Consider the following 24,952-nt stretch of genomic DNA (forward strand, 5'->3'; position numbering starts at 1 on the left):
TTGAATGTAATTTATAAAGAGAAAGGTTTTAGGATTGTCATTTCAATATTGCCCATATTAGGGCCTAGATATTGATGAGATTTAACCACGTTGTCTTTACTGTCAATCCAATATTGATTGGTAAATGAAGCTTCCAAAGAAGGGATAGAGACCACCTCTACAATCTCTGTGACTTCTTTCTCCCACACCGTCGTTTTTAATTGTGATTTATTTCTTAGTATTGGAGTAATCGTTGCTTGGTAATTGAATAAATAACGGTTATCCGTCTTCCAATCATAATGAGCAGACCAAATCGTTTGTTTTTTGTTTATCGAAGCAAATGAAGGTAACGATGGAAGGTTGATGGGAGTGATAGCAACAAGGTTTTTTTGTGCTAAACCAAGGGTTTTTACTATGCGACCATTTTCAGTAACAACCATGGCTTTATCTGCAGAAAGCCACTTTAGCTGCATCACTCCTGTCTTAGGGTTTTGCTCTGCAAACGCTAATACCATAAAGAGTTTTGCGCCATCATTAATGCGTACAAAACTGCTTGCATAAGGTAATTCCATGATTTCTTGCTGAGATAGCGCGACATCGTCCGCACCAAAAATGGCTTCATCAAGGGTAGCATTAACATCATTGAATTTTTGGGTACAAGCAGAGAGTACCGCTGTAATAAGTAAGATAGAGATTGTTTTAAATATAAGTAGAGGATTTATCGAGGAAAACATGATCCTGAGGCCCTGCCGTATGTGTTGTAAAAATAAATAAATTAAAAGGTTAGTTGACGTCAAACCTAGGATAAAAAACCGTAGATCCGCAAGTTATAAATACACAAAAACCATCAACCGAAGTTGATGGTTTTAATATATTCACAACAGAATCTGTGGATTAGTTTGTTGTTACAGATGTAGTCGTTGAGTCAGAACCTGAATCAGCAACAGCAACAACAGCAACTGCAGCAGCAACGCCGACAGCGACAGCAGTAACAGTAGCAGTACCAGCAGCAGCACCTGCAGCGCCAGCAGTACCAGCAGCAGTACCTGAAGTTGAAGTAGCAGCAGTTGTTGTTGCTTCAGCGGCTGCAAATGCAGAACCAGCAGTCATAGCTAGCATAAGAGCGATAGCAGTCTTTTTCATAAGAATAACCTTATCTATTTTATATTAGGTGATGAATATTTACTCAGTTTATGAGCAAACTTCGAGCAAAGTACCATATCAAGTTCTATATGGTAAATATAAAAATCATATCGATTATAAAAATAAAACAAAATTACTGCCATTTAATCTCAAAAATGAGGCGCAAAGTCTCGTTATTGATAGTTTTGTATATTGTATTTTGGTGAAATTTATGTTCGCAAATGGAGGGGCTGCTATGTATAATGCCGCGCTTATAAATTGAATATTTATTTAAGTATAGATTAAGCATTAACGTATTAATAAGTGCGTTGTAAAATTAAGATTTAATGACTTTTTTATCATTAAATCGGTGGGTTGAATATATTCTTATTTATAAATATTTAAATACATAAATAGATTTAATAGCTTTTTTATTAAAACATATCATCGCGCTGAGAGGGAATGTGCCTAACTACCTCTGGGCGGTAGCGTCTTTAAATTTTGTTACCTTTAAGTTGAAATCATGCCCATTAGTAAAACACATCAATCGTTAACCGCTGGCGTATTCCTGTTGCTGTTAAGTGGCTGTACTGTATTTCCCGGCTCACACATGTCGACATCCGATAAAAATAAAGTAGAAGAAGAGCAAAGCGAAGACGCGAAAGAAAACTATTCTACCGATGTTAATATCTACGAGTTAACGCCTCAAAAAGTGGCGCAATACCAAACGACACAAGCATCAGCACAAGCAAACATTGAACTTGAAAAGAAAGTGGCAAGTTACGAATACCGTGTAGGCCCTGGTGATATTTTAAATGTGACTATTTGGGACCACCCTGAATTAACCATCCCTGCGGGTTCATACCGTAGCTCAAGTGAATCGGGTAACTGGGTTCATGCTGATGGTACTATTTTTTACCCTTACATTGGTACCGTGCAAGTTGCAGGGAAAACCGTAAGAGAAATCAGAACTATTCTTGCGAAGAAACTGAGCAAGTTTATTGAAAGCCCGCAAGTAGATGTCAATGTTGCAGCATTTCGTGCTCAAAAAGCCTATGTAACGGGTGAAGTTGATAAACCAGGACAACAAGCGATTACTAATATCCCATTAACGTTACTCGATGCGATTAACCGCGCGGGTGGGTTAGCAGAAGATGCAGATTGGCGTAATGTCACGTTGACGCGTAATGGCAAAGAAGAGACCTTGTCTTTATACGCGCTAATGCAACGTGGTGATTTAAAGCAAAACCGATTATTAGAATCTGGCGATATTATTCACGTTCCTCGTAATGACACTCAAAAAGTGTTTGTAATGGGTGAAGTGAAAGATCCAAAATTACTTAAAATAGATCGTTCAGGCATGAGCCTAACCGAAGCACTAAGCAGTGTTGGTGGTATTAATGAATTATCAGCCGATGCAACCGGCGTGTTTGTTATTCGTTCATCAAGCCCTGAAGATAAAGCAACCAGCATGGCTGACATTTATCAATTAAATATTAAAGATGCATCTGCACTTATCATCGGTACTGAGTTTGATTTAAAACCTTACGATATCGTTTATGTTACCGCAGCACCAATCACCCGTTGGAACCGTCTAATCATGCAATTAATGCCAACCATCTCAGGCTTTAATGAGCTAACAGAAGGCGCATTACGAGTTAAGAATTGGCCTTAAAAACGAAGTTTTTAAATAGCAGGCGCTAGAAAGATCAGGGACTAGGGACGAGTAAAAGCAATTTAGCTCTTACTGGTCCCTAAACCCTAAACCCTCGAAACTCATTAAAATCTCAAACAAAGACGGATAGGTCGGAAATTGTGTAAGTTGCTTTAAGCTCTTACTGGTCCCTAAAACCTAGTCCCTCGAATCTAAAACCCATGTTCAATAAAATCTTAGTCGTCTGCGTTGGCAACATCTGCCGCTCTCCTACTGGCGAACACATATTAAAACAGTTACTTCCAAACAAAACCGTTGATTCAGCCGGTGTCGGGGTTGAAAAAAGTCGATTAACCGGTAAGCCTGCCGATGCCATGGCAACAGAGGTGGCGGCAGAGCATGGCGTGATTATTGATTCACACCAAGCGCGTCAATTAACCAGTGATGTTTGCCGAGATTACGATTTAATTCTTGTAATGGAAGCAGGACATAAAGAAGCGGTAACCAGTTTAGCCCCAGAAGCCAGAAGCAAAACCATGCTGTTTGGACAGTGGATAGGGCAACAAGACATTCCCGATCCATACCGCCAAAGCCGTGAAGCGTTTGATCACGCTTATGCACTAATAGAAAAAGCAGCCCAAGAGTGGGCGAAGAAGTTATAGATTAAGTTTCTAGGTGCTAGGAACGAGAATTTAGGGAAGAGTAAAAAACGATTATTTTTACTCTTTTATCTTCGAGTTCTTACTAGTCCCTAAAAACTAGCCCCTTACTCTTATTAATCTTTTACTAGCCCCTAGTCCCTAAAAACTAGTCTCTAATTAAAGTTACAACTATTGGAATGTTCATGTCACAAGCTACCAACGCCAACCGAGAGTCATCCTCCTCTTCCGACGAAATCGATTTAGCTAAGTTGTTCGGTCAACTTATTGATGGTCGTTGGTTAATTATCTCTATTACGACTGTGTTCGCTATTGCAGGTATTGCGTTTGCTCTTTTATCTACCCCAATTTATAAAGCCGATGCCCTTGTTCAAGTAGAACAAAAAACTGGCGGAGGCATGTCAGCGCTTGTTGGTGATATGGGCGATATGTTCGCTTCTGAATCATCATCAACCACAGAGATCGAGATCATCAAGTCTCGTATGATCTTGGGTGACACGGTTGATAAGCTGAACTTAACCACAATTACAGCACCTCAATACATGCCAATCATTGGTAAAGGGTTATCTCGTTTAATGGGAGAAGGAAAAGCAATTAACGTAAGCCGCTTTGATATTCCAAAATATGTTGTACAACCAAATTTTACCTTGGTGTTAGATGATGCAGAAAAAGGAACCTACACCCTATTTGATGCCGAAGAACGCAAAGTATTAACAGGCAAAGTGGGAGAGTTAGCGGATAATAACGATTACCACTTATTTGTGATGCAGCTAACGGGTGAAACGGGTGATGTATTTAGTGTGTCTAAAGTGTCTCGTTTTGATGCCATTCTAACATTACAACAAACCTTATCGATCAGTGAAAAAGGCAAGCAATCGGGCGTGTTACAGTTTTCTCTTGAAGGTGAAAATAAAGCAAAGATTGAAGCCATCATTAATGATGTAAGCCAAAACTATTTTTTACAAAATATCGCACGAGACAGCGCAGAAGCAGAGAACAGCTTAACGTTTTTGAATGCACAAATCCCAGCAATAAAAGAGAAATTAACCCTTTCTGAAAACGTGTTAAATGACTTTCGATTAGAACGTAAATCGGTTGATTTAAGCTTAGAAGCGCGCTCGGCATTAGATGTATTGGTTAAATTAGAAACCCAATTAAATGAATTGACCTTTAAAGAAAGTGAAATTAGCCAACGTTTCACTAAAGACCACCCTGCCTATAAATCGTTACTGGATAAACGCAGAGTGTTATTGGGTGAAAAAGACCGCTTAGATGGGCAAGTACAAAAATTACCAAAGACCCAGCGCGAAGTATTGCGTATGCAGCGTGACGTTGAGTTAAACCAACAAATATACATTCAACTGTTAAATAAAAGCCAAGAACTCAGCATTATTAAGGCGGGTACCGTTGGTAACGTCCGTATTTTAGATACCGCGCAAGCCTATTCTCGCGCAGTAAAACCAAAGAAACCGCTGATTGTAGTATTAGCGACGTTATTAGGTGGCATGCTTAGTGTCGCTATTGTATTGCTGAAAGCGGCCTTCCACCGCGGGGTTGAAAACCCGGATGAGATTGAAGCATTAGGTATTCCGGTTTATGCCAGTATTCCTAAATCAAAATGGCAAGAAAAGCTTGATATCCGTTATAGCAAAAAGAAGGTAAGGCATTTAGAAACCTTATTAGCCGAATCTAACCCTGCTGATTTGTCTATAGAGGCATTACGTGGCTTACGCACTAGTATGCATTTTGCCATGATGGAAGCGAAAAACAACGTTGTGATGATAACGGGCCCTGCGCCAAACATTGGTAAATCCTTTGTGGCAGTAAACTTTGCTGCGGTTATCGCAAAAACAGGCCAAAAAGTATTAGTGGTTGATGCCGATATGCGTAAAGGCTATATGCAGCGTTACTTTGGTATGAAGTGGGATAACGGCTTATCGGATTACCTATCAGGCAAACTGCCACTAGAGCAATCAATCCAAAAATCAGAAGTTGAAAATTTAGACGTAATCACGCGTGGACAGATCCCACCAAACCCATCTGAATTATTAATGACAAAACGCTTTAGTGATTTAATTGATTGGGCATCTGCCAATTACGATTTAGTGCTTATCGATACACCACCGGTACTTGCGGTAACCGACCCAAGCATTGTGGGTGCATTAGCCGGTACGACATTAATGGTGGGGCGTTTTGACCAAACCTCAATTAAAGAGATTGATGTGGCAAGACACAGATTCGAGCAAGCAGGAATAGAAGTGAAAGGCTTTATCTTGAATGCTGTGGAGAAGAAAGCAAGTAACACGTATGGCTATGGGTATTATAACTACAGTTATGATAGTGATAAGTAAGTTATAGATATAAGAATAATTATTTTTAATTTAATCAGTTAGTTTGGAATTAATAATGGCTAAGAAAAAAGTACTCACCGTTTTTGGAACTCGTCCAGAGGCAATTAAAATGGCACCTTTAGTTCATGCGCTTGCTGGGGATGAGCGTTTTGAGGCTAAATGTTGTGTAACAGCCCAGCACCGTGAAATGCTTGATCAAGTGTTAGAACTTTTTGAAATAAAGCCAGATTATGATCTGAACTTAATGAAAAATGGTCAAACCTTAAATGATGTGTCCGCTCGAATTATTCAAGAGCTTAAACCGGTTTTACAAGAATTTAAGCCTGATGTGGTTTTAGTTCATGGCGATACAGCAACAACATTTGCAGCAAGTTTAGCTACATACTATGAACAAATTGAAGTTGGTCATGTAGAAGCTGGGCTTCGTACTGGTAATATTTATTCCCCTTGGCCAGAAGAGGCTAATCGTCGTTTAACTGGGGTGCTAACTAAGTACCACTTTGCTCCAACAGAAACATCGAGAGAAAACCTTATTCGTGAAAATTTTAATCCTGAAGATATTACGGTTACAGGTAATACTGTTATTGATGCTCTTTTGATGGTTAAGGATAAGATCGAAACAGATAAAAAGTTAAACTCAAGTCTTGCGGGACAATTTCCTTTTTTAGATGAAAATAAAAAACTAATTTTAGTCACTGGTCATCGTAGAGAGAGTTTTGGTGGTGGATTTGAACGTATTTGTGAAGCATTAGCTCAAACTGCAAAAAGTCATCCTAATTGTCAAATATTATACCCAATGCATTTGAATCCAAATGTACGTGAGCCTGTGAATCGAATTTTAAATGATATTGATAATATCTATCTAATTGAGCCTCAACAATACCTTCCATTTATTTATTTAATGAGCCGTGCATACATTATTTTAACCGATTCTGGTGGCATTCAAGAAGAAGCGCCTTCACTTGGAAAGCCAGTGCTCGTTATGCGCGACACAACAGAACGTCCTGAAGCTGTTGAAGCAGGTACAGTGAAGCTTGTAGGAACGGATGTAGACAAAATAGTATCCAATATCGATGTTTTACTTACAGATAGCGGAGAGTACGAAAAAATGAGTTTCGCACACAATCCATACGGTGATGGTCAAGCTTGTCAAAAAATTCTAGATAAATTAGCTAAATAAAAATTATAGGAAATAAATAATGTCATTTGAAACAATTTCAGTTATTGGTTTAGGTTATATCGGTTTACCAACTGCGGCGATGTTTGCATCACGTAAGATTAAAGTAATTGGTGTTGATGTTAATCAGCATGCTGTAGATACGATTAACCGTGGTGAAATTCATATTGTAGAACCTGATTTAGATATGTTAGTGAGTGCGGCTGTCCAGCAAGAGTATTTAAAAGCAGTAACACAACCAGAACCGGCAGATGCCTTTCTAATTGCAGTACCAACACCATTTAAAGCCTGTAAAGAAGGCGAAATTCCTGAACCTGACTTGCGTTATATTCAGGCCGCTTCTGAGTCTATTGCTCCTGTACTAAAAAAGGGTGATTTAGTTATTCTTGAATCGACTTCACCAGTTGGTGCTACAGAACAAATGGCAGCTTGGTTAGCTCAATATCGTGAGGATTTAACTTTTCCACAACAAGTAGGCGAAGCGGCTGATGTAAACATAGCACACTGTCCTGAGCGTGTATTACCAGGCAAGGTAGTTACCGAACTTGTTCAAAACGATCGCGTGATTGGAGGCATGACTAAGCGTTGTTCAGAGCGTTCTGTTGAATTATATAAGACCTTTGTAATGGGGGAGTGTGTTATTACAAATGCACGCACAGCTGAAATGGCAAAATTGACAGAGAATTCATCTCGTGACGTTCAAATTGCATTTGCTAATGAATTGTCAATTATTTGTGATGAGCTTGATATTGATGTATGGGAGTTAATTTCTTTAGCAAACCGCCACCCAAGGGTAAGTATTCTCCAGCCAGGTCCTGGTGTTGGTGGACATTGCATTGCTGTCGACCCATGGTTTATTGTTTCAAAAACACCAGAACAAGCACAATTAATCCATACTGCACGAAAGGTTAACGATGGAAAGCCTACTTGGGTTGTAGATAAAGTTAAAATTGCGGTTGCAGATTTTTTAAATGCTAACCCAACAAAAACAGCGAAAGATGTAACGATTGCTTGCTATGGTTTAGCTTTTAAACCTGACATTGATGACTTACGTGAAAGTCCAGCATTAGATATAGCTAAAACTATTGCAAAAGAACATGTAGGTGAAGTTTTAGTAATTGAACCAAATGTTGACTCAATTAATTTTGAGAATATGCGCCTTGTAACAATTGATGAATCTTTAACTAAAACAGATATACATGTAATGTTAGTTGATCATAAACAGTTTAAAAAAATTAGATTGAATAACAGTATTGTCATTGATACAAAAGGTATATGGGGATAGTTTTAAATAAACCATGAAAATAATACAGATAGGGCCTGTCACCCCTGAATATGGTGGTAGTTATGTTGGGGGGATTGCAACCCACTTAATTCAATTAGTTAAGGCTTTGGCTCAAAAGAATGTCAAGAGTTTAATATTATCTACAAACCAAATTTATCATTTAGAGGGAGATGTTAATGTTGTTGGAATGGCTAATAAAATACGCCTAATTAACCTATTTATTAAAAGCCCTATTTGTTTTTTTTACTCTGCATTAAGAGGAGGGAAATCTGAAGTTATAAATACTGCATATGAGCATTATATAAAATCTAAATTTTCATCTTCTGAAATTATAATTCATGTTCATTCATTGCATTGTACATTTGCTGATAATTTACTAAGTGAATACAAGGTAATATACACGGATCATGGTTTTTGGCAAAAAAAAAGTAATGAAGAATTAATAAAAAATAGAATTGAAAAATCATCCCATATTATATCGGTATCTAATTATGCTAAAAAAATATTAATTGAAAGTTTCCCTATGGCAAGTTCAAAAACGTCTGTTATATATAATCCAATTAACAAGCCGACATGTGAAGAGTTGTCTTTTTCTAATAAAATGGACGAAAAAGGGAAAATAATTTTTTTCAATGGATATTCAGAGAGCATTAAGAGAAAGGGATTGGATCTTCTTGTTCAAACAACGATCCCTGATTTAAATAGAGAACAATTTGAGATAATTGCTGATGATGAAGGTAAAAAATATATCGAAGTCAAAAACTTTCAAAATGTTAATGTTTATGGTAAGCAACCCTATAAAACAATTGCTAATCTATACCAAAAATCAAAACTGATGGTGTTGCCAAGTAGAAGTGAAAGTTTTGGTATTGTATATATAGAATCAGCAAGTTATGGGGTTCCAGTTATCGGTTTTAAGCCAATGATCGAAGAGTTTAATGAGTATTTAGGACTTGATATTGGTTTTGGATTTGATCCAGAGCAGCAGAGTACAGTTGATTTAAAGGTTTTGGTTAGTCGTACGCTGGATACCAATTGGGATAAGAAAAGAATGCAAAAGGTTGTAGCTAGAAAATTTTCGTGGGAATATTTATCAGAAAACTTTATAACAATTTATACAAACAACTATAAATGATATTATCTAATATAACTAAATATGTTGGTTCAAACTTATTAATAAAAGCTTTTGTTTTTTTTAGTCAGATATTCGTCGCTTTTTTTATTTCAGTACAAGAACTAGGTGAAATAAAAACGACATTAGCTATGGTGGAGATATTTAGCTTATTAGTTTGCTTAGGTATGAATGCGTCAGTTCTAGCTACAGCGCCTAAAATATTTGAGAAAGATAAAAGGGAAGAATTATACTCACAAATAATGACATTTAATTTATTCAGTTCATTATCTGTAGTTTTAATCTTGATGATAGGATTGTTAATCTTTCATTCAATTGGTTGGGAGATTCCCGTATCTACGTATCAATTGATGCCGCTTATTATCATGATGAGTATGAGTACATTATTAGTTAGCTTTATACAGTCGGAAAAAGCTTTTGGGAAACTTGCAAAAGGACAATTGTGGGCAAAAATAATTGCTATACCAGTGATTATTTTTTCTTGTTTTATGTATGGAGTATCGGGTTATATCGTTGCTTTATATTTTTCAGCTGTGGTGACTATTCTTTTTCTTATACAAGCATTTGACTTAAAGATTTCTTTATTGTGGAATGGCCCTAAAAAGCTAAAAGAGCAATGGAAAATAGCTAAAGGAGCGCTTCTTTCTAATGTGTTAGGAACGCTGGGTTTTTATGCGGGGCTCTTTGTCACCAACATAGTAATTGAAGACCAAAAATTAGTTGGTAGTTATGCATTTGCTCTAATTTTAATTTCGGGCTTTGAAGTGATTAGTAGAAGTGTCCAGCAATATTATATCCCTTATTTTTCCTCAGAATTTACCCATGAGAAGCTAATAGGTATTGAACATAAATTTTTATCTCTTTCTAGTTTATTGATTGTACCAACATTAATGCTATTTTGTTTATATTCCATATTAAGCTTTGAATTTAAATATGAAGATGCGATAGTTCCATTTCTTATATTATTTATGTCTTGGATTATATCATTTAAATATAATTTAAAAGCAGGCTATTTCATCTCTTGTGGTAAAACGATGTTAAACTTTAAGGCTTCCATTGTTAATGTTTTTTTAACTGTGATGCTCTCTTTAATATTGGGTTATACGCTTGGTCTGGTTGGTATTGCTGCTGCGAGATTTATTACAGTAATAGTGTTAATTTTTGTTTATAGGAAGCTGTATGAGCTTGATTAATGTAAAGTCGCATATTGGTCCATATATTCCAAATTGGATTAAATATGGGAAATATTATCATGATGTTCTTAGTGGTATTTATAAATACCATGCATTAAATAACGAAGAAAAAAAAATCTATATTCAAAGTCGAGTCCTGAAAAAAGTTTGTCAAGCCTATGATAATACATTGTTTTATAATAGATTGTATAAAGAAAATAATATAAACCCTCATTCTTTTAAAGAAGCAGGTGATTTAAAGTATCTGCCTATTATAAGTAAGGCGGATATAATTACTAATATTGATGAATTGATTATAGAAGGCTTTAATAAAAAGAAGTTACTATGTGCAAATACTGGTGGTTCAACAGGAAATCCCTTGCCGCTATACAGATCAAAGCATGAGATGATACATGAGTTTGCATATTTAGATTTTCATTTATCAAAGTTATTTGGTGGATATAGTTGGGTAAATAAAAAGAAATTAATATTACGCGGAAATACTTATAAGGGAGAGGTTATAAAACAGTTGGGTTGTAATTTGATTGTTTCATCGCAGTTGATTAGTGAAGATAATATTGAATATGTAGTAGAAAAAATCACTGAATTTAAACCATCATTAATACATGCGTATCCTTCATCATTAATGAAGCTGATTGATTTACTTTTTACCAATGATTTAAAATTAAATATCCCTTACGTACTTACTAGCTCTGAGGTTATAACTCAACAACAAATTAATCTAGCAAGTAGGGTGCTTAATTCAAAACATCTCGATTTATATGGTAACAGTGAGCATTCTGTGCTTGCTCTTAATTATTCTGGAAGCTATGAATTTGATATGAACTATGCTTATACCGAATTTAATCATGGTAAAATAATCTCTACTAAGTTACTTAATTCTCCTATGCCATTAATAAGATATGATTGTGGTGATATATATTTAGAGACTAAAGTTTTGATTAATAGAGAAGATGAACGAAAGCTATTAAGTATTGGTGGAAGAATTACAGAATATATTTATGATTTAGACAATAACAAGTTACCAATAGTTAGCCTAATATATGGTCAGCATTATGAATTTTTTGACGCGGTGAGTGACTTCTCTTTAGTTCATAATATATGTGGAAGTTTAATCGTGGAATATATATCTAGTGAGGTGTTAAGCGATAGTTGTATATTAAATGCGCAAATAATCGTAAATGAAATAACAAATAATAAACTTTCTATATCATTTATCAAAGTTGATAGTATGAGAATTAAAACTAATGGTAAAAAAGCATCTTTAGTAAGTGTTTATGATTATGATTGACAGAATAGTTTACTTTTTATATTCATCATTATTGGTTTCTGGGATATTAACAGGTTGGCTTTCACAATTAGGAATGGAATATTTATTTGTTATTATTCTATTAAGTATGTTTATGTATAGTACATATACTTATTCGTTTAAAAAAGAAGACCTCTTGTGGTTGTCTTTTATTTTATTTTCACTTTCATTTGTAATTTTCATGAATATAGGAAGTGATAGTACTATTGGTGCGAAAGAAAAATTCTTTCAATTGATCGTAACTGTGCTTTATTTTTTTTGTGGGGTTAATTGTTTAAATAATCGTAATCTAGAGCGGTTTTGTAATGCTTCGACTATATATATATCGATTATTGTAGCTATTTATGCTTATGTTTTTGTTTTTGTGGCTGGTAGTGACTTGAGTCTATTTAAAGTTTTGTCAATTCAAGATGGTAATCGAGTTATTTCTGATTATCTTTTATTAGCTACTATTACATATCCTATTTTTTTTATTAAGCTGTTTCTTGGAAAAAAAGACATTTATTTTATATTAATACTATTGTCATCTTTATTCTGCCTTTCTTTAGGAGGAAGAGGTCCTTTTGTTTTTTTAATTGTTATTATTTCTATTGCTGTTATTAAGGATTTTAAAAAACATTTTAATTCTATAATTGCAAGTGTTTTTTTTATTGTAATTTTAATTTTTTATTCTGGTATTTTTGATGTATTTATTGCTAGGTTTAACTCTATTTCTAATGGGGATATCTCACTTCAAATTAGATTTAAAGAGTATTTTTTAGCATTGGAGTCTATTTCAAATCATGTGATTTTTGGTTCTGGTGTTGGTATGTCAGGAATTATTCTTGGTTATGGTGATGTATATGCATATCCACATAATATAATATTGGAATCTTGGTTGGAACTTGGGATTATAGGTGCTTTTATTGTTTTTTTAGCTTATATTTTCTTTTCTACACATTGGTTGCTTTGTTCTAAATTTAAACTAGAATTTTGGGTTGGGCTAATATGTTTATTTTATTTAATAAATGCTTTAAAAAGTGGTTCAATATACGAACAAAGGTACTTAGCATTTTACATGGGTATCTTTGTATATTTTCGCGTTCATAAAAAAACTCTAAAAGATAAGTAACAATATTTTTAGTAAGGTAAGAGCTTTTGAGAGTATGGAATAAAATATTTAAAATTATAATTATCATATATCAAATTGGTTTTTTTTCCATGATAAATCCAAAGAAGTATAAGTATAAGTATAAGTATAAAGATCTATTTTTATCACATGGGAAAGAGAAATGCCGTAATAATTATAAAGTTCAAGTTTTTTCTAATGAAAAATATCTATCTCAAGAAGATATAATATTAATTTTAAATTCTGAAAATATTAAAGTATTTCATTCTTTTTTTAAAATAGATATAAATTCCGGTTATGATGTGAAATTCGATTGGGAAATAGGAAGGCTTAATTTTTTGATTGCTTATGCTATTAATGATTCAAATATGGATAAGCAGTTAGTATTAGAACTGTTAAAAACAGAAGCGCTTAAATCTACAGGGTTTGGAGTTCAATGGAAATGCGCAATGGATGTTGCTTTGCGTGTAATTAATGTATCTTTAATTAATGATTTCTATAGTGATAAATATACAAGAAATATTATTTATAATAAATTTATTGTTAATTCAATTGATTATATAGTTTTAAACCTAGAGAAATATGGTTCATGGAGAGGGAATCATTATTTAACGAACTTAGTTGGTATCTTAGTTGTTTGTGCTCATATTGATAATAATAAATATAATAAAATTTTTGACTTTTCACTGGCTGAATTATCAATTGAACTAGATCGGCAGTTCTTATCTGATGGGGCTAACTTTGAAGGTTCTACGGCTTATCACCATTTCGGTTTGGAATTACTATCTGTTGTACATACTGTATTGATGAAAATAGATTATAGTGGTCGGAAACAGCATTATAAAAACCCATATTTATTGACTAATCTTGGTATTAAAACATGTGTATATGACATATCACTTTTTACTAATACCATTGCAAAACTTAAATCTAAAATACTAAAAGGTCTTGAATTTTCTATTGCTAGTTTAGATAGCAGCGGAAGGCTGATTCAAATTGGAGATAATGACTCAGGTAAGGTGTTTAGAACCTGTTACACTGAATGTCATAACCCTGAGTTTTATGCTGATATCGTTTATCAAATTAATGAGTCTTTGAGAACCGGCAAGTTTCCATGCCGTGTTGAAAGTGAGCAATTTTATATTGATTATGTTGAGGCGCTACAAAAAAACAAACCTACCAATCAAGAAAACCTCAAAGAAACTGGATTTGAAACCGCGTATTTAAAAGCCAATAAAGTATCTAAACGTTTATATACATTCGAGATTAAGGATATTAATTTCCCCACTTCGTTGGAATATTTTGAGAGTTTTGGGTTAGTGGTTGCACGTAGTAAGGATTCAGTTTTTACATTCCGTTGTGGGGCAATAGGGCAGTTAGGTAAAGGTGGACATGATCATTATGATCAACTGTCTATAACACTAAATGATTCAGGTGAAAGAGTTATTGCCGATCCTGGGGTAGGTTGCTATACCAGAGACACTTCAATCAGAAATCGTTATCGATCATCAAAAGCACACTTTGGCCTTATTTCAAAAGGAGAAGTAGATGATTATAGTAACGTGTTTAGTATCAACTCTACTCCTTCAGCATTGCTGGCTATTCACGATAATAAAATATTAGGAAAGCAAGTTGTCAATAATGTAGAAAAATATCGCTCTATTGAGTTTGAGAAAGGTCGAATCATAATTAAGGATTTAATCATTAATGGTGAAATATTAGATCAATATGAAAAAATACCTTATTCACCTGGTTATGGAATAATTGAAAATGAGTAAAATAGTTTTACACATCCACCAGAAGTTTTTACCTTACCAAGGTGGGTCTACACAGAGGTTACTAAATTTAATTCAAGATGCAACTGATGAGTTTGAACATATCGTTGTCTGTGAAAACTCTGAGAAGGTTGAGCTTTACTCTGAAGTGGGAAGAATAAGGATCTATCGATATGATAAGTACTATCAGATCCCTTCAATCTTATTTGAGATTAAAAAAACAATAAAAGTAGATGTCGTTCATTACCACAATTACCGTCCTGCTTTCTGGGGGAGTATCACCAAGCTTATTTTTCCGCGAGCAAAAACTCTTTTTGAATTGCATTCTGTCTATGTTCCAACCACGTTATTGGGTCGCTTTTTAACAAAGTTTGTTCATAAAATTTGTGACCAAGGTCTGGTATTGTCTGAATCATCGGTAATAGCACTTGAAGAACGTGGTTTTACCAAGCCAATATCGGTTATTTATAATGGTGTTAATATTACGAAGTTTCGTAATGCACCCGCAGATCATTGCATTTTTAAAGATGATGCTATCATTGTTGGTTACATTGGTTCAATTGAAGCATTTCAAGGTGTAGATTCATTTTGTGAAATAGCAAAGCAGGTAAAACATAAACGAAGTGATATTACTTTTGTCGTCGTTGGGGGAAATAAAGCTAAGCATAATATCCTCAAGAAAATTTCTGGGGGTACTGTAGATTTTTACGAATTTTTCCCTCCGGAGTTGGTACCATCAATATATAAACGATTTGACTGCTTATTGATGACTAGGCCATCATTACCTGAGACTGAAAGTGCTGTTCCATTAAAGCCAATAGAGGCGTTAGGAAGTCATGTTCCTGTTATTTCAACTAAAGTAGGTGGTATGGTTGAATTGAAAAAAGTACTTGATTCAACAAATATTCATCTATTTGATACGCTAGAAGAAATTGAAAGTTATTTATTAAATTTAGATTTTGGAAATATGCTGTTTCATGAAGAGAAAAACTTAGCAATGTTTGATGTGACTAAGCAAGCGAGTCGATTAGAAGATGTTTATGAGGTTTTAATTAATGAATAAAGTTTTGCTGATAAGAAGTTCTGCATTTAAGACTACGCGAGTTATACGCCAAGCTAAAGAGTTGGCTAACTCTGGCTATAATGTATCGATACTTCATTGGGAAAGAATGGTAGATAAAGATCACAACGATAATGTTATATCTGCATTAGACTTTGACTGTCAAGTACTTGCATTTAACAAAAGATGTGAATACGGAAAAGGAGTATATAGCTTATTTTCTCGTTTAGGATGGTTCTTCTTTATTATTAAAAGCATTTTTAAAATTAGTCCAAATATTGTTCATTCAGTTGATTTTGATTCGGCATTTCCTGCATATATATCATCTAAGATTAAACGATTTAAATTAGTTTATGATATTGCTGACTTTATTGAAACATTTGACTCAAATATTCCAACTGTTGTTCGGAAATTAGTTAGGAATCTTTCGGAAAAGATTGTTAAGTCTGCATCTTTAATTGTTTTACCTGATAAGAATAGAAAACTCAATATTAAGCCGTGTCATTATAATAAGATTTGCCTAGTTAATAATGCACCTAATATTAATCTATCTTCACTTAAGGAATATCAACTATCTTCTGAATTAGTAAAGATATTTAATAGTTCAACTTTAAATTTGTTTTATTATGGTGCATTTAATGAAGATAGAGCGATTCGCCTATTTTTAGATGCATCAAAAGATGCTCGCCTTTCAAATGTGACCTTTTGGTTTGCGGGATGGGGGGCATTGGAAGGTGACGTTAGTGGTTTTCAGGCTAATAATGTTCATTATGTAGGCCGATTAAAGCAGGTTGAAGCAATATCACTACTGCAGAGAATGGATTGTTCACTCATATATTATGATCCTTCATATGAGCATAATAGACTGGCAAGCCCGAATAAAATTTTTGAAGCTATGGCCGTCGGTGTTCCTGTACTTGTTTCTGTTGATACATCTATCGATAAGTTAGTGCTTAAAGAAAATATAGGCTATGTGTGTGATTACAATATTGATTCACTAATAGATACTATTATATCTATTGATCCTGAAGAAAATGCTGTCAAATCAAGAAATATTTCGGAATTATACAGTGAAAATTCATGGGAAAACTCAGCAATTACCTTAAGGGAGTCTTATGCAAAGCTATAACACCTTAGTTTCTATTGTTATGCCTGCATATAATGCTGAAGAAACAATTCAAGAATCAATAAACAGTGTTATGGCACAAACATACAAGGAGTGGGAGTTACTTGTAGTTGATGATGGCTCTACTGATAACACCGGGATTATTGTTGAATCTTATAAATCATCTAATATCAAGCTATTAAGTAATTTATATTGCAAGGGAGCTGCGGGGGCTAGAAGAACTGCTATCGAGCATGCCAATGGACGCTATATTGCATTTCTTGATAGTGACGATATTTGGCAAATGACTAAGTTAAAAACACAGTTAGAGTTTATGAGCACCAATGCTGTTTCTTTTGTATATAGTGATTACTCAACTTTCCAAGATAAGATATCAAATATTAAGTCTGTCGTTTTAGCTCCTACAAAATTATCTTATAATGATTTAATTAAAAACTGCATGATTGGTTGTTTAACGGTAATGCTTGATAAAACTGCGTTTAAAGAATTTGATTTTCCATTTACACCAAAAGAGGATTACGCCTTTTGGTTAAAACTGCTTAAGCAAATAGATTTTGCTCATAAAGTTCCAAATACGACATCATTTTATAGGCTAGCAAGCAAATCATTATCGGGCAATAAGCTAAAAGAAATAAAGAAACAATGGGTTGTTGTTCGTGAGGTGGAAAAAACAAGCTTCTTGAGATCATTATATTGCATATGCTACTACGCATGTTATGGAGCGATTAAGCATTATCTCTTACCGATAAAGAATAGAATAATAAGTAAACAATAATACCGTTAATTTTAACCTCATTCCACTCGTATTTTATTTGTATGCTTACATGGGCAAACAGAAAAAGTGCGACTAAATATACTGCTTAGAAATTATGTAGTATCACGCAATATCCATTTATATATACTTATTAAAATAATTACATTCCAATAGGAAGTCTATCTATGATTAACGCATATTTATTTGTGTTTCTCGTTTCATTCGTCAGTTTATTTATCATGCGCAAAGTGGCTAAGCGCGTAGGATTGGTTGATAAACCCAATGAACGTAAGCACCATAAAGGAGTTATCCCATTAATTGGCGGTATCTCTATTTTTACTACATTATGTATTGGTCTTCTGCTGTTTTTTCCAGTAGATGACAATTTGATAATGTACTTAAGTTGTGCCGCGGTGCTTGTCGTATTAGGTGCATTTGATGATTTTTACGATATCAGTTTTAAGATCCGTTTAATTGTTCAAGTTATTATTTCACTTATTATTATTTTTGTTGGTAACCATAGCTTACATAACTTAGGTTACTTAATGGGCAGTGACACCATTATGTTATCGTCGGCAGCAAGTGGGGCCATCACGATTTTAGGCGTGATAGGCGCGATTAATGCGTTTAACATGGTTGATGGCATTGATGGTTTACTTGGTGGTTTAGCATCAGTAACGTTTGCTGCGTTGGCTACGGTGTTCCATTATAGTGGTAATGACTATTTAGCTCATGTATGTACTTTAATTGTTGTCGCCATCGTGCCGTATATCATGCTTAATCTTGGCTTCCCGTTAGGACGTCGTTTTAAAGTGTTCATGGGTGATGCTGGCAGCATGTTTATTGGTTTTACGGTGGTATGGATGCTAATCCGCGGTTCACAAGAGCCTTCGATTATTGCGTTTAAACCCGTGACTGCATTATGGCTAATTGCGGTTCCTCTTATGGATATGGCAACGATTATGATCCGCCGTGTACGTAAAGGCCAATCTCCATTCAAACCAGACCGTGAGCATTTACATCATATTTGCCAGCGTTTAGGCTTATCTTCATTCATGACGTTATTCCTTATTTGTACGGTTGCTTTGCTTTGTGCTTCTTTTGGTATTTGGGCTGATTTAAACGGTGTAAGTGAATCGACGATGTTCTTTAGTTTCTTAGTATTATTTGCTATCTACTTTATGACCATCTCATACATTTGGCGCATTACTACATGGGTACATAAACTGTTTGGTAAGCGAATGTCGGTACGACTGCAAGCTGAAGTAGGTAAGTAACTCTCGTTAAGTGTCATTACAATGTGAATATATAAAAGCGGAGATAACTGGCTAGGTTATCTCCGCTTTTTTTTGCTTACTTTTCTGTGATATAGGTATTTATTTTTTACTATCTAAGTTTACTCACTAATGAATAATACGTATTTGAGTTTTCGATATGGGTTTTTATCGTTAAATCGTTTTATGATCGAATTAATTTTAGGTAGGTCTTGCCTTTGAGCTCGGAGTGAAGATGCTAACTGAGTACGCTTATGATAAAATTAAAAAATATGTAAAAAATTTAAATAATTTAAATAATTTACGCCTTGGGTATGCGTTACAACCTATGGGCGGTAGCATGTCTGAATCATAATCAAAAACGTTTTTGGAATAATACTTATGAAAATCCTTATTACTGGCGGTGCAGGTTTTATCGGCTCTGCTGTTGTTCGACATATTATAAAAAATACCAATGATAACGTGATTAATCTCGATAAGCTGACTTACGCAGGGAACCTAGAATCACTGTCTGAGGTTGATTCTCATGAGCGTTATGTTTTTGAATTAGTTGATATTTGTGACAGCGCTGAGTTAGACCGAGTATTTTCAGAGCATAAACCAGATGCAGTAATGCACTTGGCGGCAGAGTCACACGTTGACCGCTCTATTGATGGCCCTGCAGCCTTTATCGAAACCAACATTGTTGGAACGTATACTTTGCTTGAAGCAACTCGTGCTTATTGGAATACGTTAGCAGATGATAAAAAACAGGCGTTCCGTTTTCATCACATCTCAACCGATGAAGTGTATGGTGATTTAGAAGGTACGGATGACTTGTTTACTGAAACAACATCTTATGAACCATCTAGTCCATATTCTGCGTCAAAAGCGGCTTCTGATCACTTAGTTCGTGCTTGGTTACGTACGTATGGTTTGCCAACGGTTGTAACGAACTGCTCAAATAACTATGGCCCTTACCATTTTCCTGAAAAACTCATCCCACTAATGATTTTAAATGCCTTAGAGGGCAAGCCATTACCGGTTTATGGTAACGGTATGCAAATTCGTGATTGGCTGTTTGTTGAAGACCATGCACGCGCTTTATATAAAGTGGTGACGGAAGGAGAGGTAGGTGAAACCTATAATATTGGCGGTCATAATGAAAAAGCCAATATTGATGTGGTAAAAACCATTTGTTCATTACTTGAAAAATTAGTGCCAAATAAGCCTGAAGGTGTAAATCAATATCTTGATTTAATTACCTATGTGACAGACCGCCCAGGGCATGATGTCCGCTATGCTATTGATGCCTCAAAGATTGAGCGTGAGTTAGGTTGGAAACCAGAAGAAACGTTTGAATCTGGTATTCGTAAGACGGTTGAATGGTATTTAGATAATAAACAATGGTGGTCACGCGTGTTAGATGGTTCTTATGCGGGTGAGCGTTTAGGTGTGTCTTCTGAGTCTGTTGCAATTGAAAAGGTAGTTAAGTAATGAAAGGGATTGTTCTCGCTGGTGGTTCAGGCTCGCGCCTGTACCCATTAACTCGTGGTGTTTCTAAACAACTGTTGCCTATTTACGATAAGCCAATGGTGTTTTATCCTATTTCTACCTTAATGCTTGCGGGCATTAAAGACATTTTAATCATTACTACGCCTGAAGATAACGCGGGTTTTAAGCGCCTACTTGGTGATGGTTCTTATTTTGGTATTAATATTGAATATGCAATTCAACCAACGCCTGATGGTTTAGCGCAAGCCTTTATTATCGGTGAAGAGTTTATTGGTAATGACAGTGTGTGCTTGGTGTTGGGTGACAATATTTTTTACGGCCAGTCTTTCTCTCAAACGTTAAAAAATGCGGCTTCTCGTAAGTCTGGCGCGACCGTATTTGGTTATCAAGTAAAAGACCCTGAGCGTTTTGGTGTGGTTGAATTTGACGATAACATGAAAGCGATTTCGATTGAAGAAAAGCCAGATGCCCCAAAATCAAATTATGCCGTAACCGGGCTTTACTTCTACGATAACGATGTGATTGAGATGGCAAAGAAAGTAATGCCTTCACACCGAGGTGAGCTTGAAATTACCACACTGAATGAAATGTACCTTAATAATGGTTCATTAAATGTTGAGTTATTAGGTCGTGGCTTTGCGTGGCTTGATACCGGAACTCACGAAAGTCTTCATGAAGCGTCGTCATTTGTACAAACTATTGAGAATGTACAAGGATTAAAAGTGGCGTGTTTAGAAGAAATATCATGGCGTAATGGGTGGTTGAGTGACGAGCAAGTGCTAACACTTGCGAAGCCGATGATGAAGAATGAGTATGGTCAATACTTAACTCGGTTAGTAAATGAAAGTCAAAAAAGGGCCATGAACTGATGCGCGTATTAATTACAGGTTGTTACGGTCAAGTCGGTCACTGCCTGACTCAACAATTAGAGGGTAAAGAAAGCACAACGGTGCTGGCTTTAGACCGAGACCAGTTAGACATCACCAATCAAAACGCGGTAAATGCCATTGTCGATGAGTTTCAGCCAACGATTATTATCAATGCGGCGGCACATACTGCCGTAGATAGAGCGGAAGACGAAGTGGATTTGTCATACGCAATTAATCGTGATGGACCTAGTTATTTAGCGCAAGCTGCACAACGAGTTGGTGCGGCTATATTGCATATATCAACCGATTACGTCTTTGAAGGTAATAAGGTTGGTGAGTATGACGAGTGTGATGTTACGCATCCACAAGGTGTTTATGGTGAAAGTAAATTAGCGGGTGAGATTGCTGTTGCCGATGCATGTGATAAACACATTATTCTTCGTACCGCTTGGGTGTTTGGTGAGAATGGCAATAACTTTGTAAAAACGATGCTTCGTTTGGGGGCGACTCGAGATGAATTAAGCATTGTTGGAGACCAGTTTGGTGGACCAACGTATGCAGGTGATATTGCTAACACATTGATTACTATTGCTGAGTGTATTAATCAAGGTAATACGGTTGATTTCGGTGTTTATCATTATTCTGGTTTACCTCATGTGAGTTGGTGTGAGTTTGCTGATGCTATTTTTGATACCGCAAAAGAGCAGGGTGTTATTACGACAAAGCCACGCTTAACAAGCATCACAACAGAGCAATACCCAACCCCAGCGAAACGTCCAAGTAACTCTTGCCTAAATACCAATAAAATCACAACCGCATTTTCCATAGAAGCGAGTGATTGGCATGAGGCCCTAAAAAACATACAAGCGTATACAGGATAAGAGCATGAAAGTGATTGATACTCGCATTCCCGATGTGAAAATTATCGAGCCATCGGTTTTTGGTGATGAGCGTGGCTTCTTTATGGAAACGTGGAATCAAGCCAAATTTGAAGAGTTAGTGACGGGTGAGCCTACGACTTTTGTGCAAGATAACCATTCAAAATCCAAAAAAGGGATTTTGCGTGGCTTGCATTATCAGACTGAAAACACGCAAGGGAAATTAGTTCGCGTAGTTTCTGGTGAAGTGTTTGATGTTGCTGTTGATATCCGCAAAGACTCACCAACGTTTGGTCAATGGGTTGGTGAATATCTATCTGCTGAAAACAAGCGTCAACTGTGGATCCCAGAAGGTTTTGCGCATGGTTTTTATGTGACAAGTGATGAAGCAGAGTTTGTTTATAAGTGTACGGATTATTATAATCCGAGCGCAGAAGTCTCTATTCTTTGGGATGATAAAGAGATTGGCATTGAGTGGCCTATAGCGGTCCTTCCATTACTATCTGATAAAGATAAAAATGCCACCTTACTATCTCAAATTAAAATATATTAATAAGGAATCACAATGTTAAACAATAAAACAGTTCTTATCACGGGTGGCACTGGCTCGTTTGGTAAACAGTTCATCAAAACTATTCTTGAGCGTTACCAAGACGTAAAAAAAATCATTATTTATTCTCGTGATGAGCTGAAGCAATTTGAGATTAAACAAAACTACCCACATAAAGACTTCCCACAGTTACGCTTCTTTATTGGTGATGTTCGTGATCAGCAACGTATGATCCAAGCTTGTGAAGGCGTAGACGTCATTATTCATGCAGCAGCAATTAAACAAGTAGATACCGCGGAATACAATCCAACAGAATGCATTAAAACGAATATCACAGGTGCTGAAAATGTTATTCATGCTGCTTTACAGTGTGGGGTTAAGAATGTTGTTGCGTTATCTACAGATAAAGCATGTGCACCAATTAATTTATATGGTGCGACAAAGCTAGCATCTGATAAATTATTTGCAGCGGCAAATAATATTAAGGGATCTAAAGATATCCGTTTTAGTGTTGTTCGCTACGGTAATGTTATGGGCTCTCGCGGTTCGGTTATTCCATTCTTTATGCAGAAAAAAGAAGAAGGATTATTACCTATTACTCATGAAGAGATGACACGTTTTAATATCTCCCTTCAGGATGGCGTAAACATGGTGATGTATGCGTTAGATAATCATTTAGGTGGTGAAATTTTCATACCTAAAATCCCATCATATAAAATTTTAGACATTGCTCAAGCTATTGCTCCAGGATGCCCAACGAAAGTTGTTGGTATTCGCCCAGGTGAAAAACTTCATGAAGAGATGATCACGGATACCGACTCGTTGAACACGATCGATTTGGGTAAGTATTATGCAATCTTACCATCGGTGTCGTTTACCTATACAGAAGCTGAGTACATGGATCACCATAAAGCAGAAAAAGTGCCGTTTGGTTTTAAATACAATTCAGGTACGAATACTGAATGGGAAACGATCGCAGGTTTACGTGAGTTAATTGTTGAGCATGTAGATCCTAACTTCACAGTTTAGTTGAGAATAAAATATGATCCCTTATGGTAAGCAAGAAATTACTCAACAAGATATTGATGCCGTTGTTGATGTACTAAAGTCTGATTTTTTGACACAAGGTCCGCAAGTTCCAGCATTTGAAGAAGCACTTAAGGCTCATACTGGTGCACAATATTCATTAGCAGTAAACAGTGCGACATCCGCATTACATATTGCATGTTTGGCACTTGGTTTAGGTAAAGGCGACAAATTATGGACAACGCCAGTGACATTTGTGGCGTCTGCAAATTGTGGTTTATATTGTGGTGCAGATGTTGATTTTGTGGATATTGATCCACAAACTTACAATATGAGTACAAGTGCTTTAGAAGCGAAGTTAATTAAAGCCAAAGCAAGTAATACGCTACCTAAGGTGATTGTACCTGTCCATTTGTGCGGACAATCTTGTGATATGAAAACAATACATTCATTATCAAAAGAGTATGGATTTAAAATTATTGAAGATGCATCGCATGCTATTGGTGGGCGTTATTTTGATGAACCTATCGGTAATTGTGCGTATTCAGATATTACGGTTTTTAGCTTTCATCCTGTAAAAATCGTGACCACCGCTGAAGGTGGCGCTGTGATGACTAATGACCAAGAGCTGGCGGATAAGATGGCTTTATATCGAAGTCATGGTATTACTCGTGATGTTACGCAAATGAAAAATGAGTCTCACGGTGGTTGGTATTACGAGCAAATTGATCTAGGTTTTAATTATCGTATGACTGAGTTGCAAGCGGCATTAGGGGTAACTCAAATGTCTCGCTTAGATGATTTTGTGTCAGCTCGTCATAAATTAGCAACACGTTATAATCAATTACTTAAAGGATTAGCAATTACGCTTCCTTATCAGCTTGAAGAGACGTATTCAGGTTTACATTTATATGTGATCCGTTTGAAACTAGATCTTATAGCGAAAACGCATAAAGAAGTCTTTGATGAATTAAGAGAGCAAGGGATTGGCGTAAACTTGCATTATATTCCAGTGCATACTCAACCTTACTATCAAAATATGGGCTTCAAATTGGGCGATTTCCCAGAGTCTGAGCGTTATTATCAAGAAGCGATATCGTTACCAATATTCCATATCATGACAGAAGAGCAACAAGATACCGTTGTCCGTATTTTATCTGAAATATTAGAGAATTAA

At 35.7% G+C, this 24,952-nt stretch carries 22 protein-coding genes; 20 read left to right on the plus strand and 2 right to left on the minus strand.

The annotated features are described in order from the left end of the window. Positions 1-11: 11 nt before the first annotated feature. On the minus strand, positions 12-713 hold the full coding sequence (locus tag A6E03_RS01445) for a YjbF family lipoprotein (protein ID WP_255310563.1): 702 nt from the start codon (positions 711-713) through the stop codon (positions 12-14). 160 nt (positions 714-873) lie between these two features. Continuing rightward, the gene (locus A6E03_RS01450; protein ID WP_065600029.1) at positions 874-1,122 is read right to left on the minus strand and encodes a hypothetical protein; all 249 of its coding nucleotides are present in this window, start codon (positions 1,120-1,122) and stop codon (positions 874-876) included. A 502-nt stretch (positions 1,123-1,624) separates the two neighbouring features. Here A6E03_RS01450 and A6E03_RS01460 point away from each other — a divergent pair. The 20 genes from A6E03_RS01460 to pseC all read left to right on the plus strand — a co-directional run bounded on the left by A6E03_RS01460 (position 1,625) and on the right by pseC (position 24,952). Continuing rightward, a complete protein-coding gene (locus A6E03_RS01460) occupies positions 1,625-2,776 on the plus strand; it encodes a polysaccharide export protein (protein WP_065594418.1) in 1,152 nt (383 codons plus the stop codon). A 200-nt stretch (positions 2,777-2,976) separates the two neighbouring features. Next, positions 2,977-3,417, plus strand: a complete 441-nt coding sequence (locus A6E03_RS01465; RefSeq protein ID WP_065600031.1) for a phosphotyrosine protein phosphatase — start codon at positions 2,977-2,979, stop codon at positions 3,415-3,417. A 182-nt stretch (positions 3,418-3,599) separates the two neighbouring features. Next, on the plus strand, positions 3,600-5,765 hold the full coding sequence (locus A6E03_RS01470) for a polysaccharide biosynthesis tyrosine autokinase (protein ID WP_065600032.1): 2,166 nt from the start codon (positions 3,600-3,602) through the stop codon (positions 5,763-5,765). A gap of 55 nt (positions 5,766-5,820) precedes the next feature. After that, positions 5,821-6,945, plus strand: coding sequence for a non-hydrolyzing UDP-N-acetylglucosamine 2-epimerase (gene wecB / locus A6E03_RS01475; protein WP_065600033.1), 1,125 nt, complete (start codon positions 5,821-5,823; stop codon positions 6,943-6,945). 19 nt (positions 6,946-6,964) lie between these two features. Then, positions 6,965-8,227: a UDP-N-acetyl-D-mannosamine dehydrogenase gene (wecC, locus tag A6E03_RS01480; protein ID WP_065600034.1), complete on the plus strand. Its 1,263-nt coding sequence runs from the start codon at positions 6,965-6,967 to the stop codon at positions 8,225-8,227. Positions 8,228-8,240: 13 nt separating this feature from the next. Continuing rightward, the gene (locus tag A6E03_RS01485) at positions 8,241-9,362 is read left to right on the plus strand and encodes a glycosyltransferase family 4 protein (protein WP_065600035.1); all 1,122 of its coding nucleotides are present in this window, start codon (positions 8,241-8,243) and stop codon (positions 9,360-9,362) included. After that, positions 9,359-10,552 carry a hypothetical protein gene (locus A6E03_RS01490; protein ID WP_065600036.1) on the plus strand — a complete coding sequence of 398 codons (1,194 nt, stop codon included), beginning with the start codon at positions 9,359-9,361 and terminating at the stop codon, positions 10,550-10,552. The genes A6E03_RS01485 and A6E03_RS01490 overlap by 4 nt, the downstream gene beginning before the upstream one ends. After that, positions 10,539-11,843, plus strand: a complete 1,305-nt coding sequence (locus tag A6E03_RS01495) for a hypothetical protein (RefSeq protein ID WP_065600037.1) — start codon at positions 10,539-10,541, stop codon at positions 11,841-11,843. The genes A6E03_RS01490 and A6E03_RS01495 overlap by 14 nt, the downstream gene beginning before the upstream one ends. Next, entirely contained in the window at positions 11,836-12,972 is a 1,137-nt protein-coding gene (locus A6E03_RS01500; protein WP_176703437.1) for an O-antigen ligase, read from the plus strand. The genes A6E03_RS01495 and A6E03_RS01500 overlap by 8 nt, the downstream gene beginning before the upstream one ends. Before the next feature lie 89 nt (positions 12,973-13,061). Continuing rightward, the gene (locus A6E03_RS01505; RefSeq protein WP_065600039.1) at positions 13,062-14,747 is read left to right on the plus strand and encodes a heparinase II/III family protein; all 1,686 of its coding nucleotides are present in this window, start codon (positions 13,062-13,064) and stop codon (positions 14,745-14,747) included. Further along, positions 14,740-15,807 (plus strand): glycosyltransferase family 4 protein, encoded by a 1,068-nt coding sequence (locus A6E03_RS01510; protein WP_065600040.1) that lies wholly within the window; start codon positions 14,740-14,742, stop codon positions 15,805-15,807. The genes A6E03_RS01505 and A6E03_RS01510 overlap by 8 nt, the downstream gene beginning before the upstream one ends. Further along, a complete protein-coding gene (locus A6E03_RS01515; RefSeq protein ID WP_065600041.1) occupies positions 15,800-16,933 on the plus strand; it encodes a glycosyltransferase in 1,134 nt (377 codons plus the stop codon). The genes A6E03_RS01510 and A6E03_RS01515 overlap by 8 nt, the downstream gene beginning before the upstream one ends. Further along, a complete protein-coding gene (locus tag A6E03_RS01520; protein ID WP_065600042.1) occupies positions 16,920-17,705 on the plus strand; it encodes a glycosyltransferase family 2 protein in 786 nt (261 codons plus the stop codon). Before A6E03_RS01515 ends, A6E03_RS01520 begins: the two co-directional genes overlap by 14 nt. 164 nt (positions 17,706-17,869) lie before the next feature. Next, positions 17,870-18,961: a UDP-N-acetylglucosamine--undecaprenyl-phosphate N-acetylglucosaminephosphotransferase gene (wecA, locus tag A6E03_RS01525; protein WP_065600043.1), complete on the plus strand. Its 1,092-nt coding sequence runs from the start codon at positions 17,870-17,872 to the stop codon at positions 18,959-18,961. Positions 18,962-19,339: 378 nt separating this feature from the next. Continuing rightward, positions 19,340-20,434, plus strand: coding sequence for a dTDP-glucose 4,6-dehydratase (rffG, locus tag A6E03_RS01530; RefSeq protein ID WP_065600044.1), 1,095 nt, complete (start codon positions 19,340-19,342; stop codon positions 20,432-20,434). Continuing rightward, positions 20,434-21,321: a glucose-1-phosphate thymidylyltransferase RfbA gene (rfbA, locus tag A6E03_RS01535; protein ID WP_065600045.1), complete on the plus strand. Its 888-nt coding sequence runs from the start codon at positions 20,434-20,436 to the stop codon at positions 21,319-21,321. The genes rffG and rfbA overlap by 1 nt, the downstream gene beginning before the upstream one ends. Further along, positions 21,321-22,202 (plus strand): dTDP-4-dehydrorhamnose reductase, encoded by an 882-nt coding sequence (gene rfbD / locus A6E03_RS01540; RefSeq protein WP_065600046.1) that lies wholly within the window; start codon positions 21,321-21,323, stop codon positions 22,200-22,202. The genes rfbA and rfbD overlap by 1 nt, the downstream gene beginning before the upstream one ends. 4 nt (positions 22,203-22,206) lie before the next feature. Beyond that, complete coding sequence (rfbC, locus tag A6E03_RS01545) at positions 22,207-22,752, plus strand: dTDP-4-dehydrorhamnose 3,5-epimerase (protein ID WP_065600047.1); 546 nt, start codon at positions 22,207-22,209, stop codon at positions 22,750-22,752. 12 nt (positions 22,753-22,764) lie between these two features. Then, on the plus strand, positions 22,765-23,778 hold the full coding sequence (gene pseB / locus A6E03_RS01550; RefSeq protein WP_065600048.1) for a UDP-N-acetylglucosamine 4,6-dehydratase (inverting): 1,014 nt from the start codon (positions 22,765-22,767) through the stop codon (positions 23,776-23,778). Positions 23,779-23,791: 13 nt separating this feature from the next. Continuing rightward, positions 23,792-24,952 carry a UDP-4-amino-4,6-dideoxy-N-acetyl-beta-L-altrosamine transaminase gene (pseC, locus tag A6E03_RS01555; RefSeq protein ID WP_065600049.1) on the plus strand — a complete coding sequence of 387 codons (1,161 nt, stop codon included), beginning with the start codon at positions 23,792-23,794 and terminating at the stop codon, positions 24,950-24,952.

Source organism: Aliivibrio sp. 1S128, assembly GCF_001691065.1.
Classification (GTDB): domain Bacteria; phylum Pseudomonadota; class Gammaproteobacteria; order Enterobacterales; family Vibrionaceae; genus Aliivibrio.

What these genes read in the sequence shown, in the direction of transcription:
- A6E03_RS01445 (WP_255310563.1), bottom strand. Translation starts at nt 713, where the DNA reads ATGTTTTCCTCGATAAATCCTCTACTTATATTTAAAACAATCTCTATC.
- A6E03_RS01450 (WP_065600029.1), bottom strand. Translation starts at nt 1,122, where the DNA reads ATGAAAAAGACTGCTATCGCTCTTATGCTAGCTATGACTGCTGGTTCT.
- A6E03_RS01460 (WP_065594418.1), top strand. Translation starts at nt 1,625, where the DNA reads ATGCCCATTAGTAAAACACATCAATCGTTAACCGCTGGCGTATTCCTG.
- A6E03_RS01465 (WP_065600031.1), top strand. Translation starts at nt 2,977, where the DNA reads ATGTTCAATAAAATCTTAGTCGTCTGCGTTGGCAACATCTGCCGCTCT.
- A6E03_RS01470 (WP_065600032.1), top strand. Translation starts at nt 3,600, where the DNA reads ATGTCACAAGCTACCAACGCCAACCGAGAGTCATCCTCCTCTTCCGAC.
- wecB (WP_065600033.1), top strand. Translation starts at nt 5,821, where the DNA reads ATGGCTAAGAAAAAAGTACTCACCGTTTTTGGAACTCGTCCAGAGGCA.
- wecC (WP_065600034.1), top strand. Translation starts at nt 6,965, where the DNA reads ATGTCATTTGAAACAATTTCAGTTATTGGTTTAGGTTATATCGGTTTA.
- A6E03_RS01485 (WP_065600035.1), top strand. Translation starts at nt 8,241, where the DNA reads ATGAAAATAATACAGATAGGGCCTGTCACCCCTGAATATGGTGGTAGT.
- A6E03_RS01490 (WP_065600036.1), top strand. Translation starts at nt 9,359, where the DNA reads ATGATATTATCTAATATAACTAAATATGTTGGTTCAAACTTATTAATA.
- A6E03_RS01495 (WP_065600037.1), top strand. Translation starts at nt 10,539, where the DNA reads ATGAGCTTGATTAATGTAAAGTCGCATATTGGTCCATATATTCCAAAT.
- A6E03_RS01500 (WP_176703437.1), top strand. Translation starts at nt 11,836, where the DNA reads ATGATTGACAGAATAGTTTACTTTTTATATTCATCATTATTGGTTTCT.
- A6E03_RS01505 (WP_065600039.1), top strand. Translation starts at nt 13,062, where the DNA reads ATGATAAATCCAAAGAAGTATAAGTATAAGTATAAGTATAAAGATCTA.
- A6E03_RS01510 (WP_065600040.1), top strand. Translation starts at nt 14,740, where the DNA reads ATGAGTAAAATAGTTTTACACATCCACCAGAAGTTTTTACCTTACCAA.
- A6E03_RS01515 (WP_065600041.1), top strand. Translation starts at nt 15,800, where the DNA reads ATGAATAAAGTTTTGCTGATAAGAAGTTCTGCATTTAAGACTACGCGA.
- A6E03_RS01520 (WP_065600042.1), top strand. Translation starts at nt 16,920, where the DNA reads ATGCAAAGCTATAACACCTTAGTTTCTATTGTTATGCCTGCATATAAT.
- wecA (WP_065600043.1), top strand. Translation starts at nt 17,870, where the DNA reads ATGATTAACGCATATTTATTTGTGTTTCTCGTTTCATTCGTCAGTTTA.
- rffG (WP_065600044.1), top strand. Translation starts at nt 19,340, where the DNA reads ATGAAAATCCTTATTACTGGCGGTGCAGGTTTTATCGGCTCTGCTGTT.
- rfbA (WP_065600045.1), top strand. Translation starts at nt 20,434, where the DNA reads ATGAAAGGGATTGTTCTCGCTGGTGGTTCAGGCTCGCGCCTGTACCCA.
- rfbD (WP_065600046.1), top strand. Translation starts at nt 21,321, where the DNA reads ATGCGCGTATTAATTACAGGTTGTTACGGTCAAGTCGGTCACTGCCTG.
- rfbC (WP_065600047.1), top strand. Translation starts at nt 22,207, where the DNA reads ATGAAAGTGATTGATACTCGCATTCCCGATGTGAAAATTATCGAGCCA.
- pseB (WP_065600048.1), top strand. Translation starts at nt 22,765, where the DNA reads ATGTTAAACAATAAAACAGTTCTTATCACGGGTGGCACTGGCTCGTTT.
- pseC (WP_065600049.1), top strand. Translation starts at nt 23,792, where the DNA reads ATGATCCCTTATGGTAAGCAAGAAATTACTCAACAAGATATTGATGCC.